General features: G+C 73.7%; 18 protein-coding genes. 14 read left to right on the forward strand and 4 right to left on the reverse strand.

Features of this window, described 5'->3' with window-relative positions:
- Positions 1–67: 67 nt before the first annotated feature.
- From RGQ06_RS14475 to RGQ06_RS14485, 3 genes are read left to right on the forward strand one after another with little or no spacing between them, the layout of a single operon-like run.
- Positions 68–478, forward strand: a complete 411-nt coding sequence (locus RGQ06_RS14475; RefSeq protein ID WP_432430192.1) for a hypothetical protein — start codon at positions 68–70, stop codon at positions 476–478.
- An 11-nt stretch (positions 479–489) separates the two neighbouring features.
- Complete coding sequence (locus RGQ06_RS14480) at positions 490–1983, forward strand: ATP-binding protein (RefSeq protein WP_432430193.1); 1494 nt, start codon at positions 490–492, stop codon at positions 1981–1983.
- On the forward strand, positions 1968–2630 hold the full coding sequence (locus RGQ06_RS14485; protein WP_432430194.1) for a response regulator transcription factor: 663 nt from the start codon (positions 1968–1970) through the stop codon (positions 2628–2630). The genes RGQ06_RS14480 and RGQ06_RS14485 overlap by 16 nt, the downstream gene beginning before the upstream one ends.
- Positions 2631–2632: 2 nt before the next feature.
- Here RGQ06_RS14485 and RGQ06_RS14490 read toward each other — a convergent pair whose 3' ends face one another.
- Complete coding sequence (locus tag RGQ06_RS14490) at positions 2633–3715, reverse strand: DUF3048 domain-containing protein (protein WP_432430195.1); 1083 nt, start codon at positions 3713–3715, stop codon at positions 2633–2635.
- A gap of 65 nt (positions 3716–3780) precedes the next feature.
- Here RGQ06_RS14490 and RGQ06_RS14495 point away from each other — a divergent pair, with 65 nt between their 5' ends.
- Complete coding sequence (locus RGQ06_RS14495) at positions 3781–3981, forward strand: hypothetical protein (RefSeq protein ID WP_432430196.1); 201 nt, start codon at positions 3781–3783, stop codon at positions 3979–3981.
- Between the two features lie 6 nt (positions 3982–3987).
- On the opposite strand, the gene RGQ06_RS14500 is transcribed toward RGQ06_RS14495, so the two are convergent.
- Entirely contained in the window at positions 3988–4632 is a 645-nt protein-coding gene (locus tag RGQ06_RS14500; RefSeq protein ID WP_432430197.1) for a DsbA family oxidoreductase, read from the reverse strand.
- Positions 4633–4713: 81 nt separating this feature from the next.
- Here RGQ06_RS14500 and bioB point away from each other — a divergent pair, with 81 nt between their 5' ends.
- The 10 genes from bioB to hemW all read left to right on the forward strand — a co-directional run bounded on the left by bioB (position 4714) and on the right by hemW (position 15468).
- Positions 4714–5682: a biotin synthase BioB gene (gene bioB, locus RGQ06_RS14505; protein WP_432430198.1), complete on the forward strand. Its 969-nt coding sequence runs from the start codon at positions 4714–4716 to the stop codon at positions 5680–5682.
- Between the two features lie 33 nt (positions 5683–5715).
- On the forward strand, positions 5716–6375 hold the full coding sequence (gene ung, locus RGQ06_RS14510) for a uracil-DNA glycosylase (protein ID WP_432430199.1): 660 nt from the start codon (positions 5716–5718) through the stop codon (positions 6373–6375).
- On the forward strand, positions 6363–7895 hold the full coding sequence (locus RGQ06_RS14515; protein WP_432430200.1) for an ATP-dependent DNA ligase: 1533 nt from the start codon (positions 6363–6365) through the stop codon (positions 7893–7895). The genes ung and RGQ06_RS14515 overlap by 13 nt, the downstream gene beginning before the upstream one ends.
- Positions 7892–9238, forward strand: coding sequence for a cryptochrome/photolyase family protein (locus RGQ06_RS14520; RefSeq protein WP_432430201.1), 1347 nt, complete (start codon positions 7892–7894; stop codon positions 9236–9238). Before RGQ06_RS14515 ends, RGQ06_RS14520 begins: the two co-directional genes overlap by 4 nt.
- A 14-nt stretch (positions 9239–9252) precedes the next feature.
- On the forward strand, positions 9253–10689 hold the full coding sequence (locus tag RGQ06_RS14525) for a WS/DGAT/MGAT family O-acyltransferase (protein ID WP_432430202.1): 1437 nt from the start codon (positions 9253–9255) through the stop codon (positions 10687–10689).
- Between the two features lie 62 nt (positions 10690–10751).
- Positions 10752–11759: a heat-inducible transcriptional repressor HrcA gene (gene hrcA / locus RGQ06_RS14530; RefSeq protein WP_432430203.1), complete on the forward strand. Its 1008-nt coding sequence runs from the start codon at positions 10752–10754 to the stop codon at positions 11757–11759.
- Between the two features lie 13 nt (positions 11760–11772).
- Complete coding sequence (gene dnaJ, locus RGQ06_RS14535; RefSeq protein WP_432430204.1) at positions 11773–12900, forward strand: molecular chaperone DnaJ; 1128 nt, start codon at positions 11773–11775, stop codon at positions 12898–12900.
- Positions 12897–13586, forward strand: a complete 690-nt coding sequence (locus RGQ06_RS14540; RefSeq protein WP_432430205.1) for an RsmE family RNA methyltransferase — start codon at positions 12897–12899, stop codon at positions 13584–13586. The genes dnaJ and RGQ06_RS14540 overlap by 4 nt, the downstream gene beginning before the upstream one ends.
- 124 nt (positions 13587–13710) lie before the next feature.
- Complete coding sequence (locus tag RGQ06_RS14545) at positions 13711–14235, forward strand: transcriptional regulator (protein WP_432430206.1); 525 nt, start codon at positions 13711–13713, stop codon at positions 14233–14235.
- A gap of 123 nt (positions 14236–14358) precedes the next feature.
- Complete coding sequence (gene hemW / locus RGQ06_RS14550) at positions 14359–15468, forward strand: radical SAM family heme chaperone HemW (protein ID WP_432430214.1); 1110 nt, start codon at positions 14359–14361, stop codon at positions 15466–15468.
- Here the strand turns inward: hemW and RGQ06_RS14555 are convergent.
- A complete protein-coding gene (locus RGQ06_RS14555; protein ID WP_432430207.1) occupies positions 15426–16169 on the reverse strand; it encodes a LysM peptidoglycan-binding domain-containing protein in 744 nt (247 codons plus the stop codon). The genes hemW and RGQ06_RS14555 overlap by 43 nt on opposite strands.
- On the reverse strand, positions 16166–17740 hold the full coding sequence (locus tag RGQ06_RS14560; protein ID WP_432430208.1) for a protein kinase domain-containing protein: 1575 nt from the start codon (positions 17738–17740) through the stop codon (positions 16166–16168). The genes RGQ06_RS14555 and RGQ06_RS14560 overlap by 4 nt, the downstream gene beginning before the upstream one ends.
- Positions 17741–17746 lie beyond the last annotated feature (6 nt).

Genomic DNA, 17746 nt, shown 5'->3' on the forward strand with positions numbered 1-17746 from the left:
GAGGACCGTGAGAACCTTCTCATCGTCGCCTCACGCGGGCCTCACCCGGCGAGGGGCACCATGGGGCGTGCTCTGGAGGACCCTCGGTGCCCTGCTGCTCGGCGCCGTCGTCGCCGTGGTGGTGGCCAACGCCGTCATGGCGCTCGGCAGCGACGAGGGCCCGCGCCCACCCGGCGCGATCGAGCTCACCCCGAACCCCGGCGAGGCGGCCGACCCCGAGGAGCCCGGATGGCCGGCCGGGCCGGGCGACGACGAGCCCGCGGTGGTCATCCCGCCACCGGTGCACCTCGATCCGCTGCCGGCAGCTGAACCGACGACACCGCCGCCACCGCCGCCACCACCGCCTGCGCCGACCGCGCCTGCTCCTGCGCCCGCACCACCTCCCGACGCCGACGATGACGACGCCGACGATGACGACGCTGACGACGACGACGGTGATGCCGACGACCTCGACGATGACGGCGATGACGACGACTGAGATCGCCTGAGGTGCGCCGGACGCGTGACCGACGGGGCCGGATCCTGGGCAGCGCCCGTGCCCGAGTCCTCATCGGCGCGCTCGCGCTGCTGGCGGGCACGATCGCGGTGTCCATCGTCGTCGACCGCGCGCTGCTGCTCGCGCAGCTCGACGAGCGGATCGACGCGAACCTCGCCCAGGAGGTCGCGGAGTTCGAGCAGCTGGCCCAGGGGATCGACCCCGACAGCGGGGAGCCCTTCGGCTCCGACGTCGCCGCCATCTTCGACACCTTCTTCGCCCGCAACATCCCCGACACCGACGAGGTGTTCCTGGGTCTCGTCGACGGTCGGCCCTACCTCCGCAGCCCGGACGCGCCCTACCCGCTGGAGGACGTCGCCTCCCTCGTGGCGTCCTGGGGCTCCGCTCGCGAACCGGCGTACGGCAACGCGTCCACACCCGGCGGCGACGTCCGGTACCTCGTGGTGCCCGTGGTGGTGACGGGCGGTGAGCGGGAGGGAACGTTCGTGGTGGCGCGCTTCCCGGCGGCCGAGCGGGCCGAGGTCGACGATGCCGTCCGGGCCGCTGCCACCGTCGGCCTCGTGGCGTTCCTGGTCGCCGCGGCGGCCGCATGGGCCATCGCCGGGCGGGTGCTCGCACCGCTCCGGGACCTGGCGCACGCGGCAGACGCCGTGCGGGAGGACAACCTCAGCGAACGGATCCCGGTGGACGGCAGCGGCGAGCTCGCCGAGCTGACGCAGACGTTCAACGCCATGCTCGACCGGGTCGAGGGTGCCTTCGCCACCCAGCGGTCCTTCCTCGACGACGCCGGCCACGAGCTGCGCACGCCGATCACGGTGATCCGCGGGCACCTCGAGCTCGCTGCGTCCGACGAACCCCTCGGCGAGGCCACCCGCGAGGTCGTGTTCGACGAGCTGGACCGCATGACCCGGATCGTGGAGGACCTGCTCCTGATCGCGAAGGCCGAACGGCCCGACTTCGTCGTGCCCGGCCCGGTCGATGTCGCCGACCTCACCCACGAGATCGTCGCCAAGGCCAGCCCCCTCGTGGACCGGGAGTGGGAGGTGCGGGCGGAGGCGGTCGTGGTCGCGCAGCTCGACCGGGAGCGGATCACGCAGGCGTGGATGAACCTGGTGCGCAACGCCGTCCAGCACACGACCGACGGCCAGCGCATCACCGTGTTCTCCGTGGTGGCCGGCGAGCACCTGGAGCTCGGCGTGAGCGATCAGGGCGAGGGCGTGCCGGCCGAGGACCGCGACCGGATCTTCGACCGGTTCGGCCGGGGGGCCTCGGCCCGACGCACCCGCAGCGACGGCGCCGGGCTGGGCCTGGCCATCGCCACCGCGATCGCTGCCGCCCACGGCGGTCGGGTCGACCTGCGCGACACGCCCGGGGGCGGCGCCACGTTCGTCCTCTGCCTGCCGGCAGCGGCCGTCGAGACCCCCACGACCCCGACCGTCGTGGAGGACGAGCGAACCGAGGAGGAGCTGCCGTGGCCCGCATCCTGATCGTGGAGGACGAGGACCGGATCGTGTCGTTCCTCACCAAGGGCCTCGAGGCCAACGGGCACTCCACCATGGCCGTCGGCGACGGGATCACGGCCGCGGCGGTGGTCGACGACGCCAGCTTCGACCTGATGATCCTCGACATCGGCCTGCCGGGGAAGGACGGGTTCGCCGTGCTGCAGGAGATCCGCGAGCGCGGCGTGCGCCTGCCCGTCATCGTGCTGACGGCACGGGATGCCACGTCCGACACCGTCACCGGGTTCGATGCCGGCGCCGACGACTACGTCACCAAGCCGTTCCGCTTCGAGGAGCTGCTGGCCCGGGTCCGGGCCCGGCTGCGCGACCAGGGGACCACCGAGCAGACGCTGCTGGAGGCCGGCTCCGTCGTGCTCGATCTGCGGCGGCGGACGGTGTCGGTGGACGGCCGCAGCGTCGAGCTGTCGTCACGGGAGTTCGCGCTCGCCGAGGCGCTGTTCCGGCACCCCGGTCAGGTGCTGTCGCGCGAGCAGCTGCTGTCGATGGTCTGGGGCTACGACTTCGAGCCGGAGTCCAACGTCGTCGACGTGTACATCGGCTACTTGCGCCGCAAGCTCGGTGCGGACCGCATCGAGACCGTCCGGGGGATGGGGTACCGGCTGCGCGCCGGGTAGCCCTACCGGGACTCGGCGCTGCCGGGCGGGGCGATGGCCACCCAGGTCGGGCCGGGCGTGAGCAGCACCGGCTCGCCGTCGGGGCCGGTGTAGGTCGTCACGTCGCCGACGGTGGGTCGGGACCAGCGGGCCTGGACGAGGCGCCCGGCACTGAGCACCCAGGCGTCGCCCTCGCCGACGAGCTGGGCCTCCACGATCGGGAACCCGGCGGCGTCGCAGCACTGCACCTCGGCGTAGGGCGTGAACTGGACGATGACGTTGGGTGGGGCGACGCGGGTGTCCGTCGCGTCGACGTGGGGTGTGTCGCGCTGGCTGCGGGCCCAGCCGCTGCCGTCCCACTCGTAGTCGACGGGCGCGCTGCCCGGCCCCCCACCGAACGCGATCCGCACTCCGGTGGCCGGGTCTCCGGTCGGCTCGACGTCGGCGGGCCGGTACCGGAACAGGGCCGGCGGTGGCCGCTCCTCGCTCGCCACCGCTGCGCGCAGCGCGCCGGTGGAGCTCATCAGGTTGTACGGCGCGGGTCGATCTCCGGCCCGGTCGTAGGCGCCGGTGGCGGCATCGAGCCCGACGTCGACGACGGCGGCGCCGCGGACCTGTGCGACGACCCCGGCGTTGGCCCCGGACCACGCGAAGAGCGGGCGGTTCAGGGGCTCCATCAGGAGCAGGTCGGTGGTGCGGGCCGAGCGGATCGGGCCCACCGGATCGGCGTCCTGGGAGTGGAAGAGCGCGAGGAAGCGGGTGACGCTGCCCTCCACCATCTCCTCGTACACCACGTCGGCCTGGTTGATCCCGGCCTGAGGGCGTCCGCCCCGACCGGTGCGGGGCTCGGCGTTGTCGATCTTCACCGCCAGGACCGGCTGCTGGGCTCGGGCTGCGTCGTCCACCGGTTGGCCGGTGAGCGGGTAGCCGGGCTCGGTCGTCGTCGTGGTCGAGGTCGTCGTCGTGGTGGACGTGGTGGTGGAGGTGACGGCTCGCTCGGCGGGCTCGTCACCGCCTCCGCCGAGCGCGATGACCACGATGGCGACGGCGATGACGGCGAGCACGCCGGCGACGATCGCCCACTGGCGTGAGGTGAGCTGGGGCACCTGCGCGACCGTAGCGACGGCGGTGCCAGGTCTTCGGCATCGTCGGCGGCGGGTACGGACCCCCCATGTCCGATCAGTCGAACCACCACCAGACCGGCGACCTCGGCGAGCTGCTCGGTCTCGACGCCGCCAGCGAGCTGCTCGGCGTCCCGGTCGAGCAGGTCCGCGCCATGGCCGACCAGGGCCTCATCACCCGCCACGACCGTGAGGGCGGCCCCGGCTTCCAGCGGGCCGAGCTCCTCGCGGCGCGCGACGTCGGCGGCTGAGACCCGTCAGCTCGCCGCTCGGCGCTCGTGCATGCGGGTGAGCAGGTTGCGGATGGTGTCCACGTCCTGGGCGCCGGGGATCATGAAGGAGTCCTCGATGACGAAGGCCGGCACGCCGGTGATCTGGCGGTCGGCGGCCCCCTCGAGGTCCGACGCCACCGCATCTCGGCCCGTGCCCGTGGCCACGGCTTCGCCGGCCAGCTCGCGGTCGGCGCCGACGTCTACGGCCCACTCGACGAGGTTGGCGGCATCGGCGATGTTGGCGCCCTCGGTGAAGTACGCCCGGAACAGCCGGTCGTGCAGCTGCGCCGCGGTGTCGGGACCGTGCTCGGACTCGACCCACGCAACCAGCGACAGGGCCGGGAGGCTCGTGACCCGCTGGGCCAGGTCGAAGCGGTAGTCGATGCCGACCTCCTCCCCGAGGGGCACGAGGCGCCCGGTCATGCCCTGGAACGCGCCGGGCCCGTACTTGCGGTCGATCGCCGTCGCCAGGTCCTTCGGCTCGGCGGTCGCCGTCGGATCGAGCTGGAAGGCGCGCCACCGGACCTCCACCTCGTCGGCGAAGTCGAGGCCCTCGAGGGCCACCTCGAGGCGCCGCTTGCCGAGGTAGCACCACGGACAGACGACGTCGGACCACACATCGATGCGCATGCCTGCACCCAACCACAGGTGACGCCGAGGTGTTCCGGGCCCATTCGGTGCGACCGCGGGCCGACCGTAGGATCGCCCGCCATGGTCGAGACCTCCCCCCGCCACGACTGGACCACCGACGACGCGCTCGCACTGCTCGAGCGCCCGTTCCACGACCTGCTCTTCGACGCCCAGCAGGTCCACCGGGCGGGCTTCCGGCCCGACGTGGTCGAGGGTGCGATCCTGCTCTCGATCAAGACTGGCGCCTGCCCGGAGGACTGCGCGTACTGCCCGCAGTCGGCGAAGTGGAACACCGACCTCGAGCCCGAGCGGCTGATGGACACCGAGGAGATCGTCGCCGCCGCGACGAACGCGAAGGCGTCCGGCGCGTCCCGCTTCTGCATGGGTGCTGCCTGGCGGTCGCCGAACGACCGCCAGGTCGAGCGGGTCGCCGACGCGGTCGCTGCGGTCGGCGACCTCGGCATGGAGACCTGCGTGACGCTCGGGATGCTCACCGACGCCCAGGCCCAGCGCCTCGCGGACGCCGGGCTCGACTACTACAACCACAACCTGGACACCTCGCCGGACTTCTACGGCGAGATCATCACCACCCGCACCTACCAGGACCGGCTCGACACGATCGGCCACGTGCGAGAGGCCGGCGTCCGCCTCTGCTGCGGCGGCATCGTCGGCATGGGCGAGAGCCGCCGCCAGCGGGCCGGCCTGCTCGCCCAGCTGGCCCAGCTCGACCCCCACCCCGAGAGCGTGCCGATCAACCTGCTGGTCCAGGTGCCCGGCACGCCCCTCCACGGCACCGACGAGCTCGACGGCCTCGAGCTGGTCCGCACGATCGCCGCCGCCCGGATCATGATGCCGGGGTCCGTCGTCCGGCTGTCCGCCGGTCGCAGCCAGATGAGCGACGAGCTGCAGGCGCTGTGCATGCACGCCGGCGCCGCCAGCATCTTCCTCGGCGACAAGCTGCTCACCACCGGGAACCCGGGCGACGATGCCGACGCAGACCTGCTCGAGCGCCTCGACACGTCGCTCGCCGAGGCCTCCCTGCTCGACTGAACGGGATCCGGGGTCGGGTACGTTCGGCGCCGCATGAAGACCGACTGGAACCCGCTCCTGCGCGACCAGTTCGAGGAGCCCTACTGGCACGAGCTGCAGGCCTTCGTCCGGGAGGAGCGGGCGCGCCACGAGGTGTACCCGCCCCACGACGAGGTGTTCGCCGCACTCCACCTCACGCCGCACTCGGACGTGAAGGTGCTGATCCTCGGCCAGGACCCCTACCACGGCCCCGGCCAGGCCCACGGGCTCTGCTTCTCGGTACGTGAGGGCATCGACATCCCGCCGTCGCTGGTCAACATCCACGCCGAGCTGGAGGCCGACCTCGGGTGCCCGCGGCCCGGTCACGGGAACCTGGAGCACTGGGCCCGCCAGGGGGTGCTGCTGCTCAACACGACCCTGACCGTCCGTGCACGCCAGGCGGCGTCGCACCAGCGCAAGGGCTGGGAGCGCTTCACCGACCGGGTCATCGAGGTCGTCGACGCCAAGCCCGAACGGGTCGTCTTCGTCCTCTGGGGTGCGTCGGCCCGCCGGAAGGCGGCCCAGATCGACACGTCGAAGCACACGATCATCGAGTCGCCGCACCCGTCGCCGCTGTCGGCGCACAAGGGGTTCTTCGGCACCCGCCCGTTCAGCCGGGCCAACGCGGCGCTGGTGGCGGCCGGGCGCGAGCCGGTCGACTGGTGCATCCCGTGACGCTGCTGGCCGACGTCGTCGCCGCAGCCGATGCCGTCGGCGCGACGACGAAGCGCACGGCGAAGCGCGACGTGCTGGCCGGGCTGTTCGCCGCGCTCGCCCCCGAGGAGATCCCCATCGTGATCGGGTTCCTCCTGGGGGAGGTGCGACAGGGCCGCATCGGCGTCGGCTGGGCCGCGATCCGGGATCTGGACTGCCCGCCAGCGGAGGAGGCCGGCCTCACCGTCGACGAGGTCGACCGAGCCGTGTCGACGCTGGCGAGCACCACCGGACCCGGCTCGCAGGGGGCGCGACGGGCCCAGCTCGTCGCGCTGTTCTCCCGGGCGACCGCGCCCGAGGCGGACTTCCTCGCTCGCCTGTTCGTGGGCGACATGCGCACGGGCGCGCTGGCCGGGGTGGTCACCGACGCGGTGGCCGCGGCATCGGGCATCCCGGCACCGGCGGTGCGCCGGGCCGTGATGCTGGCCGGCGACCTCGGCGCCGTGGCCCGCATCGCCCTGACCGAGGGACGCGAGGCGGTGGAGGCGGTCGGCCTCGAACCGCTCCGGGCCGTCCAGCCGATGCTGGCGTCGACCAGCGAGTCGGTGGCGGCCGCCATCGAGGAGGTCGGCGAGGCCAGCGTCGAGTGGAAGCTCGACGGCGCCCGCATCCAGGTCCACCGGGCCGGCGACGACGTGCGCATCTACACCCGGAACCTGAACGACGTCACGGAGCGGCTGGCCGAGGTGGTCGCGGTGGTGCGAAGCTTCGACAGCAGCTCCTTCGTCCTCGACGGCGAGGTGCTGGGCTTCATGGGCCCGGATCAGGCACCGCAGGCGTTCCAGGACACGATGAGCCGCTTCGGTCGCGGTGCCGGCGAGACCGCGCTCGTCCCGCAGTTCTTCGACCTCCTCCACCTGGACGGCGCCGACCAGATCGACGAGCCGCTCCGGGTTCGACGCGAGCGGCTGGCCGCCCTCGTGGGCCCCCACCTCATCCCCGGCACCACGACGCTCGACCCCGTGGTCGGCGAGGACGTGCTCGCAGACGCGCTGGCCCACGGACACGAGGGCGTGATGGTGAAGGCCGCCGATTCGTCGTACGAGGCCGGTCGGCGGGGGCGGTCGTGGCGCAAGGTCAAGCCCGTGCACACGCTCGATCTCGTGGTGCTCGCCGTGGAGTGGGGGAGCGGCCGCCGGACGGGCTGGCTGTCCAACATCCACCTCGGGGCGCTCGATCCTGCGACCGGCGAGCCGGTCATGGTCGGCAAGACCTTCAAGGGCATGACCGACGAGATCCTGGCGTGGCAGACGGCGCGCTTCCAGGAGCTGGAGACCCGCCGGTCGGGCCACACCGTGCACGTCCGCCCCGAGCAGGTGGTGGAGATCGCGCTCGACGGGGCGCAGACCTCGAGCCGCTACCCGGGCGGCGTCGCCCTGCGCTTCGCCCGGGTGGTCCGCTACCGCGACGACAAGTCGGTCGCCGAAGCAGACACCCTGGACGCCGTGCGCTCCCTGCTCGCCGGTCCGGCCTCCCCATGACGACGGCGCTGCTGTGGTTCCGGCGCGACCTGCGCCTGTCCGACAACCCCGCGCTGGTCGAAGCGGTCCGCGAGGCGGACGAGGTGGTCGGGGTGTTCTGCCTGGACCCGGCGCTCCTCGGTCCGGCGGGGGACGTCCGCCGCCACCACCTGTTCCGCACGCTGGCCGCCCTCGACGGGTCGATGGACGGGAACCTCGTGGTGCGCGCCGGCGACCCGACCTCGGTGATCCCGGAGCTGGCGGTCGAGGTCGAGGCCGCGTCGGTGCACCTGGCCGAGGACTTCGGCCCCTACGGCCGTCGGCGGGACGACGCGGTCGCCGAGCGGGTGACCGGCGCCGGGGTGGAGCTGGTGCGGACCGGGTCGGCGTACGCGGTGCCGCCCGGCTCGATCGAGAACAAGTCGGGGTCGCCCTACAAGGTCTTCACGCCGTTCTCGCGCGCGTGGCGGGACCACGGCTGGCCCGCTCCGGTGCGTCGGCCGTCATCGATCCCGTGGCGCTCGGCGCCGGGCGACGGGATCCCCGACCTCCCCGACATCGGCGACGTGGACCTGCCCCGCGCCGGCGAGGACGCGGCCGGCAACCGCCTCGACCACTTCCTCCGGGCCAAGGTCGAGGACTACGACGAGGCCCGGGACCGGCCGGGCGCAGACGCGACGTCACGGCTGTCGCCCGACCTGAAGTGGGGCACGCTGCACCCCCGCCAGGTCCTCGCCCGCCTCGGGCACACGGCGGGGGAGCGGACCTTCGCCACCGAGCTGTGCTGGCGGGAGTTCTACGCCGACGTCCTGTTCCACCGACCGGAGTCGGCGCGTGAGTCGATGGACGGCAAGGTCGGCGCCATGCCGTGGGATCGGGGCGCGGGTGCCGACGAGCTGTTCGTTGCCTGGACCGAGGGTCGCACCGGCTTCCCGATCGTCGATGCCGGCATGCGCCAGCTGCTCGCCGAAGGGTGGATGCACAACCGCGTCCGCATGATCACGGCCAGCTTCCTCGTCAAGGACCTGCACCTGGACTGGCAGCGGGGGGCGCGGTGGTTCATGCAGAACCTGGTCGACGGCGACCTCGCCTCCAACCAGCACGGGTGGCAGTGGACGGCCGGCACCGGCACCGACGCCGCCCCGTTCTTCCGGATCTTCAACCCGACGACGCAGGGGCAGCGATTCGACCCGGACGGCACCTACGTGCGCCGCTGGATCCCCGAGCTCGCCGGGGTTCCCTCGAAGTGGGTCCACACCCCGGCCGACGCACCGGACGGGGTGCCGGCCGGCTACCCCGAGCCGATCGTGGACCACCGGGAGGAACGGGAGGAGTCGCTACGGAGGTATGGGGCGACCCGGTAGGGAATGATCACCCGATGGCCATGATCGCACCCCAGGACCTCCTCTTCCTCCTGATGGAGGCCCGAGAGAAGCCGGCCCACGTCGGCGGGCTCGCCCTCTTCGAGACGCCCGAGGACGCGGACGAGCAGTACCTCTACGAGCTGTACCAGTCCTGCATCGCCTCGGACGCGCCGGTGCGATCCCTGTTCCAGCGCCGAGTGAGCCGACCGGGACTCGCCGGGTACTCGTGGACCCGGGACGAGCAGTTCGACATCCAGTACCACCTGCGCCACAGCGCCCTGCCGGTGCCGGGCCGCATCCGGGAGCTGCTCACCGTGGTGTCCCGGCTCCACGGCTCGCTCCTGGACCGGAACCGGCCGCTGTGGGAGGCCCACCTCATCGAGGGCCTCGCCGACGGCCGCTTCGCGCTCTACACCAAGATCCACCACGCCCTCTGCGATGGCGTCACGGCGATGAAGCTGCTCGAGTCCTCGATGAGCCCGGATCCGACCGAACGGGGAATGCCCCAGCCGTGGGAGCGCCGCCCCAAGGGGTCGGTGTTCGACGAGCCCGATCCCGACGAGGTTGCCCGCCCGCCCCGCTCCGCCCCCGAGGAGGACACGTGGACCGCCGTGCTCACCGACGGGCTGCGCAAGCTCGGCTCGAGCGTGACCGGCTCCCTCGAGAGCGTGGCCGGGGCCACCGACGGCATCGGCCACCTGCTCAGCAGCTTCCGGGACCAGTCGCTCTCCTCGCCGCTGCGGGCGCCGCGCTCGATGCTGAACGTGCCGATCACCGGTGCCCGGCGCTTCGCGGCCGACTCGTGGTCGATCGACCGCATCCGGGCCGCCGCTGCGCCCCACGGCGCCACCGTCAACGACATGGTCCTGGCCATGAGCGCCGGCGCGCTGCGCACGTACCTGCTCGACCAGGGGGCCCTGCCCGACCAGTCCCTCGTCGCCATGGTCCCGGTGTCGCTCAAGACACGCGGCGCCGACGACCGCAGCGGCAACGCCGTGGGCGCGATCCTGTGCTCGCTCGGCACCCACCTGGACACCGCGCCGGCCCGACTGGCCCACATCCAGGAGTCGATCCACCAGAGCAAGGCCCGCCTCGAGGGGCTCTCGCCCGGCCAGATCCTGGCCCTCAGCGCGCTGAACGTGGCGCCGCTGGCGCTCAACATGAGCCCGCTCGGCCGCCTGCCGCTGGCCGAGGAGCGCATCCGCCCGCCGTTCAACGTGGTGATCTCCAACGTGCCCGGCCCCAAGGAGGCGCTCTACTGGAACGGGGCCCGGCTCTCTGGCTCCTACCCGATGTCGCTGCTGGTCGACGGCCAGGCGCTGAACATCACGACCTCCAGCTACGCCGGCAACCTCGACTTCGGCATCCTCGGCTGCCGCCGCTCGGTGCCGTCCATGCAGCACCTCCTGCGGTACCTGGACGACGAGCTGGTCGCGCTGGAACGGGGTTGAGCCGCTGGCAGTCGGTAACATCGAGTGCCAGCTGGACCGCTGCCGTGCCGGGAGGTGACCACGTGCTCGACGATCGGAAGGCCTCGATCCTGCGGGCCGTCGTGCAGGAGTACATCGAGACCGCGCAGCCCGTCGGTTCCGGGCGGGTGTCGGCCGCACCCGGCGTCGACGTGAGCTCGGCGACCGTGCGCAACGAGATGGCGGTCCTGGAGAACGAGGGCTACCTGGCCCAACCCCACACCAGCGCGGGGCGGATCCCCACGGAGAAGGGCTACCGCTACTTCGTCGACACCATCGGGTCGCCCGGCGCCCTCCGCGGCGAGCAGGCCAAGCAGGTGAAGGCGTTCTTCGCTCGCGCCCACGGCGAGCTCGAGGAGATGTTCGAGTCCACCAGCCGCCTGCTGTCCGGACTCACCGCCTGGACGGGCGTGGTCGTGCCCCCCTCGGCGGCCGACGTGGCGATCCGGTCCGTCCAGGTCGTCGGCCTGGCCCCCAGCACCGCCCTCGTCGTCACCGTGCTCGCCGATGCCATGGTCGAGAAGCACAGCGTGGAGCTGCCCGCCGACGTGGGCGACGACGTCGTCGCCCGGGCGTCGCTGCACCTCGCGGCCCAGCTCACCGGCACCATGCGCGGCGCCGTGCCGGCGGACGTCGCCACCACCGGCGACCCGGACACCGACGGCGTCGTCGGCGCCGTCGTCGAGGTCCTGCGCCGGACGACCCCGGCCGACACCGCCGACGAGGTCTTCGTCGGCGGCGCGTCCCGGGTCGCCTCGGCCTTCGACGCGGTCGAGACCGTCCAGCAGGTCCTGAGCGTGCTCGAGGAGCAGCTCGTCGTGGTGACCCTGCTGCGCGACGTCGTCGACCGGGGCCTGCAGGTGGCCATCGGCACCGAGACCGGCATGGAGACCTTGGCCGACGCCGCGCTCGTCGTGGCGCCCTACACCGTCGACGGGGAGCGAGCCGGCTCGATCGGCGTCCTCGGCCCGGCGCGCATGAACTACCCCGAGGCCATGGCCGCGGTCGCTGCGGTGAGCCGCCGACTCGGCCACCACCTCACCGAAGGCTGACCGGAGACCCCTCATGGCCGACCTCTACGAGCTCCTCGGCGTCCCGCGCGACGCCTCCCAGGACGACATCAAGCGGGCCTACCGGGCCAAGGCGCGGGAGCTGCACCCCGACGCCAACCCGGACGACCCCGACGCCGAGCACCACTTCAAGGAGGTCGCCCAGGCGTGGGAGGTCCTGCGGGACCCGGAGAAGCGGGCCCGCTACGACCGCTTCGGCGACGCCGGCATCGGCGGCGCCGGGCAGCCGGGCGGCGGTGACCCCTTCGCCGGCTTCGGCGGCGTCGGCGACATCTTCGACGCGTTCTTCGGCGGTCAGAGCCCCTTCGGCGGGGGCGGCGCGGGTCGGTCCGGGCCGATGCGGGGACCCGACCTCGAGGTCGTCACCGAGCTCGACTTCACCGAGGCCGTCTTCGGCGCCCAGCACAAGGTCGACGTCCGTACGGCGGTGGCCTGCGAGGTGTGCGACGCCACCGGCGCGACGCCGGGCACGTCGGCCACCACCTGCGCGGACTGCGGCGGCGCCGGTCAGGTCCGTCGCGTGCGCCAGTCGCTGCTCGGCCAGATGGTCACCACCGCGGCGTGCCCCCGGTGCAACGGGGCCGGCGAGGTCATCGCCGACCCGTGCGGCAACTGCGCCGGCGAGGGCCGGACCCTCCAGGATCGCTCCTTCACCGTCGACATCCCGCCGGGCGTGGACGCGGCGTCCACGCTCCGGCTGCAGGGTCGGGGCGCTGCCGGCCCCCGGGGTGGTCCCCCCGGCGACCTCTACGTGCACTTCCGGGTGCGGCCCCACGACGTGTTCCGGCGCGACGGCGTCGACCTCCACGCCGACCTGCACATCCCCGTGACCCAGGCGATGCTCGGCGCCGAGGTCGAGTTCGAGACCCTGGACGGCACGGAGGCGGTCACCGTCCCGCCGGCGACGCCGACCGGGCACGTGTTCCGCTTCCGAGGCAAGGGCGTGCCGGTCGTCAACCGCGGCGGCCGGGGCGACCTGCACCTGCACGTCGTGATCGACCTGCCGCGCGACCTGACCGAGGAGCAGGAGGAGCTCGTCCGCCGGCTGGCCGAGCTCCGGGGCGAGCCCGTCGCCGAGGAGACGCGAGGCTTCTTCACCAAGCTGCGCACCGCCTTCAAGTGAGCTCGCAGCCGCCGGACGGCGCGGCGCCACACGTGCTCGTCGACGACGTCGAGGCGCCCGTCCTGAGCGACGATGCCCGCCACCACCTGGACCGGGTGCGCCGCCTCCGCGACGGCGACGCCCTCACCGTCACCGACGGGCGCGGCGCGTGGCGAGCGGGCCGGTTCCGGGGGCGATCCGAGATCGACCCGGACGGCCCCGTGATCACGGTGCCGGCCCCCGAGCCGGAGGTGACGGTCGCCTTCGCGCTGACCAAGTCCGACAAGCCCGATCTGGTGGTGCAGAAGCTCACCGAGCTCGGCGTCGACCGCATCGTGCCGTTCCGCGCCGATCGCTCCGTGGTGCGGTGGGACGAGACCAAGGCGGCCCGCCAGCACGAGCGCCTCGTCGCGATCGCCCGGTCGGCCTGCGAGCAGTCGCACCGGTGCTGGCTCCCGGTGGTCGAGCCGGTGACCGACGTGGCCGACCTGGCCGGCCGGGGCGCGGTCCGCCTCGATCGGGGTCCGGTGGGCGTCTCGCTCGACCGGCCGGTCGTGGCCGTGGGACCCGAGGGCGGCTGGTCGGACCACGAGCGCGCCGCCCTCCCCGACACCGCGGGCCTCGGTCCGCACGTGCTGCGGGCCGAGACCGCGGCCATTACCGCCGGTGCGCTGCTCGGTGCGATGCGTAGCGGCTGGGCTCGGTGACCACCCCACGCATCGGACATCGCACCGATTGCCCAGATTGCCTGGGTGGTGAGGGTTGTGCGGAGCGTGGTCGATGCCTACGTTGAGCGTTGACATCGGGTGGGGATCGGAGCAGGAGATGGCGATGGAAGACTTGGACGAGGCGGGACTCGCGTACAGCCGCAAGGTCGGCGAGCGCCTGCGCGCCATCCGGCGTCAGAAGCGCCTGAGCCTGCACGACGTGGAGGCGGCCTCCGACTCGGAGTTCAAGGCATCGGTGCTCGGCGCCTACGAGCGCGGCGAGCGCTCCATCTCCGTGCCGCGCCTGCACCGCCTGGCCGGCTTCTACGACGTCCCCGTCGACCAGCTGCTGCCCTCCGACGAGGAGGGCGAGGTCATCGACCTCACCGACCGGGCGCTGGCCCGCCAGGCCGAGAACCACCTCGTGCTCGACCTGCAGATGCTGTCCGAGCTCGGCGGCCCCGAGGGCGCCATGCTCAACCGCTACATCCGCACCATCCAGATCCAACGCCAGGACTTCAACGGGCGGATGCTCACCATCCGCAAGGACGACGTGCGGGCCATCGCCTGCATCCTCGGCGTGGCGACGGACCGCACGATGGATCGCTTGGACCAGCTCGGCCTGTGCCGGGTCGGGGCGTCGCACTGAGCCGAGCCGACAGGCGAGGCGACCATGGACACGGTGCCCTCCGGCGGCGAAGCCGCCAGATGGAGACGCGGGAGGACGTGACTCATCCGCGCACATCCTGAGACCTTCGGCGCCTACCTCCACATCCCGTTCTGCTCGACGCGCTGCGACTACTGCGCGTTCGCGACCTGGACCGACCGCGGGCACCTGGTCGACCGGTACCTGGCCGGCCTCGCCACCGAGGTCGACCGGGCCGTCGCTGAAGGCCTGCCCCCGCTGACGTCGGTCTTCGTCGGGGGCGGCACCCCGACGCTCGTGCCCGCCGAGGGCCTGGTCGGCGTGCTGGCCCGCCTGCCGCTGGCGCCCGGGGCCGAGGTCACCATCGAGGCCAATCCCGATTCGGTCACGGCCGAGTCGCTGCGCACGTACCGGCGCGGTGGGGTGAACCGCATGTCCTTCGGCGTGCAGTCGATGCGCGAGCACGTGCTCGCTGCCCTCGGCCGCACCCACGACCCCGACAACGTGCGCCAAGCCGTGGCCTGGACCCGGGAGGCCGGGTTCGAGACGTTCAACCTCGACCTGATCATGGGCGCCGCCGGTGAGTCGGTGGCGGACTGGGCGTCGAGCATCGACGACGTGCTCTCGCTCGACCCGCCCCACGTCTCGGCCTACGGGCTGACGGTCGAGCCGGGCACGCCGCTGGCCGCCGATCCGGACCGGTACCCCGACGACGACGACCAGGCCGACAAGTACCTGCTCACCGACGAGCGCCTGGGTGCTGCCGGACTGCGCTGGTACGAGGTGTCGAACTGGGCCCGACCCGGCCACGAGTGCCGGCACAACCGGCTGTACTGGGAGGCGGGGGAGTACCTGGGCTTCGGATGCGCCGCCCACAGCCATCGCGGTGGCCGCCGCTGGTGGAACCTGCGCACCCCCGAGCGCTACCTCGACGCGGTGGATGCCGGCGCGTCCACCGAGGCCGCCGGCGAGGACCTCGACGAGGGAACCCGCCGGCTCGAGGCCCTCCAGCTGGCGCTCCGGACCCGCGAGGGGGTGCCGGCCGCGGCGCTGGACCTCGACGATCCCTCGCTCGAGGGCCTGGTCGTGGTGGATGGCGACCGGGTGGTGCTGACCCCGGAGGGACGGCTGCTCGCCAACGAGGTCGCGGTCCGGCTGCGGACCGATGTGGCCGTCGGCGTGGGTCGTCGTGCTCAGGCCGGCGGCGGCGGGACCGGCGGCACCTCGAAGACCTGACCGGGGTGGATGAGGTCCGGGTCCGCCGGGTCGACGAGCCGGCCGCGGTTGACCTCGACGAGGGCCCGCCAGAACGGGTCGACCTCGGCGTCGGACGGCGCTCGCCGCCAGGCATCGGTCAGCAGCTCCCCGGCGATCGACCAGAACGACTCGCCGGCGGTGACGGTCCACGTCGACGGGACCGGCGTCGGATCCATCAGCGCCGTGCCGCCCTCGCCGGTCGACGGGCGGTGGGGTCGCATCGTGGCGGTGCCCGCCGGCGCCTCGACCCGGTGCTGGGTGACGAGGGGCGCCTCGGCCACCGGGGCCATCGTGACCGCGTCGGGCGCGCCGACCTCGTCCTGTGCGCCGACCGAGGATGCCGCCGCCAGGCCGACCCCGAGGCCGGCGTGCACCAGCCGGCGCACGCCGGGCAGCGCCAGGGCGTCGGCGAGGCGGTGCCCGCCGGCGATGCGCAGGGCGGTCGAGGCGACGTGCACGGCGGACAGGGCCAGCACGTACCAGACGCTCACCTCGGCGAGCAGCCGCACCAGGGCCATGGCCGCGGCCGCCGGCTCGTGGGCGTCTGCCCAGGCCGTGAGCTGGTCGAGGGAGCCGAGCGGTGGTGCCGCCAGCTCCCCGCGGGCGGCGAGGCGCAGGGCGCCGCCGGCGGCCAGCAGGCCGACGAGCCAGAGCACCGCCCGCCCGGCCCGGCGGCTCATCCGGCGACCTCGACGGTGCGGGATCCGTCGGGTGTGGTGAGCACCGGCGCCGGGCACGCGCCGGCGCCGGCCGCGATGGCCGTCGCGCCGGGCACCGTGGCCAGGGCCTCGACCTCGAGGGGTTCGTCCAGACGCCACTCGGGGAACACGAACACCTCGCCGGTGCCGGGGCGGAGCAGGGCGGGCGTGGCGATGCCGTCGCAGCTCCAGTCGCCGAGCGCCACGAGGTCGCCCTCCTGGCCGAGCGCCACCGACACGCTCCCGACCTGGGCCCTGCGACCGTCGAGGACGACCTCGTCGGGGCAGCCGTCGCCGTCGACGTCGGGTCCCGCGACGTCGGGCACGGTGCAGGAGTCCGGCCACGGACCGGCGGCCGGTGCCGGCGCGGTGGTGCTCGTGGTGGTCTGGCCGGGCGCGGTGGTGGGCGGAGCGGTCGTGGTGGTCGTCGCTGCGGAGACCGGGTCGGAGCCGAGCGGGCGGACGGCGCGGGCCCCGGCGACGCCACCGACCACGCCGATGGCGAGCACCACGAGCAGCAGGGCGGCCCGGAGCAGGGGGAGGCGCCGCCGGCGCTCCTCCTGCGCACGCCTGTCGGGGAGGGGCACGCTGGGCCCGGAGGGAGGGGGCGGTGCGGCCTCGTGCTCGATCCGAGCCCGCTCCCGCGGGCCCTCGTCGGGCGGGGTGAAGACGGGGAGCGGACCGGTGACGGCGTCGGGCGCCGCGGCCAGCGCAGCCCAGTCCGCGTCGGTGCCGTCGTCGTCGAGCTGGTCGAGCGAGCCCAGGCCGGCGTAGGGGCCGGCATCGGCGTCGAGCTCGTCGGCGTTGCGGTCGTCGTCGGCCACGGCGGCCAGCCAGCTCAGGTCCTCGTCGGTCCAGCCCAGATCCGCGGTGGGGTCCACGTCGGCCGGCAGCTCGGCGAACCACGGCGCGGCCTTCGCCGCCGCGCTCGGGGTCGGCAGGGAGCACTCGGGCACGACCGCGTGGACCGCCTTGGCCAGCTGCCGGGCGGTCAGGCGCTGGTCGCGCCGCTCCCTCGTGGCCTGGGCGACGATGGCGTCGAGCTCTTTGCGGGCCTGGCGCTGCCGCGCGGCGCGGCGCACGCCGCCGGGTGGGTCGGCCCACGGGAGGTCGGCGCCGGCGCGCAGCAAGCCGCCGAGCAGGCGCCCGATGGCGGCCACGTCGTCGGCCGCGCCGTCGTCGGTGCGGTCCTGGGCCATCCCGAAGCCGCACAGGCGGGGGCGGCCACGGTCGTCGAGGAGCACGTGGGCGGCCTCGATGTCGCCGTGGACCACGTCGAGGCGGTGCAGCGCGTGCACGACGTCGGCGACCGCGCACACGATGCCCGCCGCGTGGTCCAGCGGGAACGGTCCGAGCCGGGCGAGCGCGGTGCCGGCGTGGCGGAGCCGGATCGAGCGCTCGTCGACGCCGAGCAGGTCCACCACCCCGGGGTGCCGGCAGCGGGCGAGCATGGCAGCTTCCCGGGTGAGGCGAGCCACGTCGCCGTCGCTGCGCGCCTCCTTGACCACCACCAGGCCGTCGTCGGCCTCCTCGGTGCGCACGGCGATGACCATCAGCGG

The organism is Salinilacustrithrix flava (assembly GCF_041228405.1).
Lineage (GTDB): Bacteria > Actinomycetota > Acidimicrobiia > Acidimicrobiales > Salinilacustritrichaceae > Salinilacustrithrix > Salinilacustrithrix flava.

Excerpts from the sequence above, each read along its gene's own strand:
- dnaJ (WP_432430204.1), top strand. The coding sequence starts at position 11,773 with ATGGCCGACCTCTACGAGCTCCTCGGCGTCCCGCGCGACGCCTCCCAG.
- bioB (WP_432430198.1), top strand. The coding sequence starts at position 4,714 with ATGGTCGAGACCTCCCCCCGCCACGACTGGACCACCGACGACGCGCTC.
- ung (WP_432430199.1), top strand. The coding sequence starts at position 5,716 with ATGAAGACCGACTGGAACCCGCTCCTGCGCGACCAGTTCGAGGAGCCC.
- RGQ06_RS14500 (WP_432430197.1), bottom strand. The coding sequence starts at position 4,632 with ATGCGCATCGATGTGTGGTCCGACGTCGTCTGTCCGTGGTGCTACCTC.
- RGQ06_RS14560 (WP_432430208.1), bottom strand. The coding sequence starts at position 17,740 with ATGGTCATCGCCGTGCGCACCGAGGAGGCCGACGACGGCCTGGTGGTG.
- RGQ06_RS14525 (WP_432430202.1), top strand. The coding sequence starts at position 9,253 with ATGGCCATGATCGCACCCCAGGACCTCCTCTTCCTCCTGATGGAGGCC.
- RGQ06_RS14545 (WP_432430206.1), top strand. The coding sequence starts at position 13,711 with ATGGAAGACTTGGACGAGGCGGGACTCGCGTACAGCCGCAAGGTCGGC.
- RGQ06_RS14555 (WP_432430207.1), bottom strand. The coding sequence starts at position 16,169 with ATGAGCCGCCGGGCCGGGCGGGCGGTGCTCTGGCTCGTCGGCCTGCTG.
- RGQ06_RS14520 (WP_432430201.1), top strand. The coding sequence starts at position 7,892 with ATGACGACGGCGCTGCTGTGGTTCCGGCGCGACCTGCGCCTGTCCGAC.
- RGQ06_RS14495 (WP_432430196.1), top strand. The coding sequence starts at position 3,781 with ATGTCCGATCAGTCGAACCACCACCAGACCGGCGACCTCGGCGAGCTG.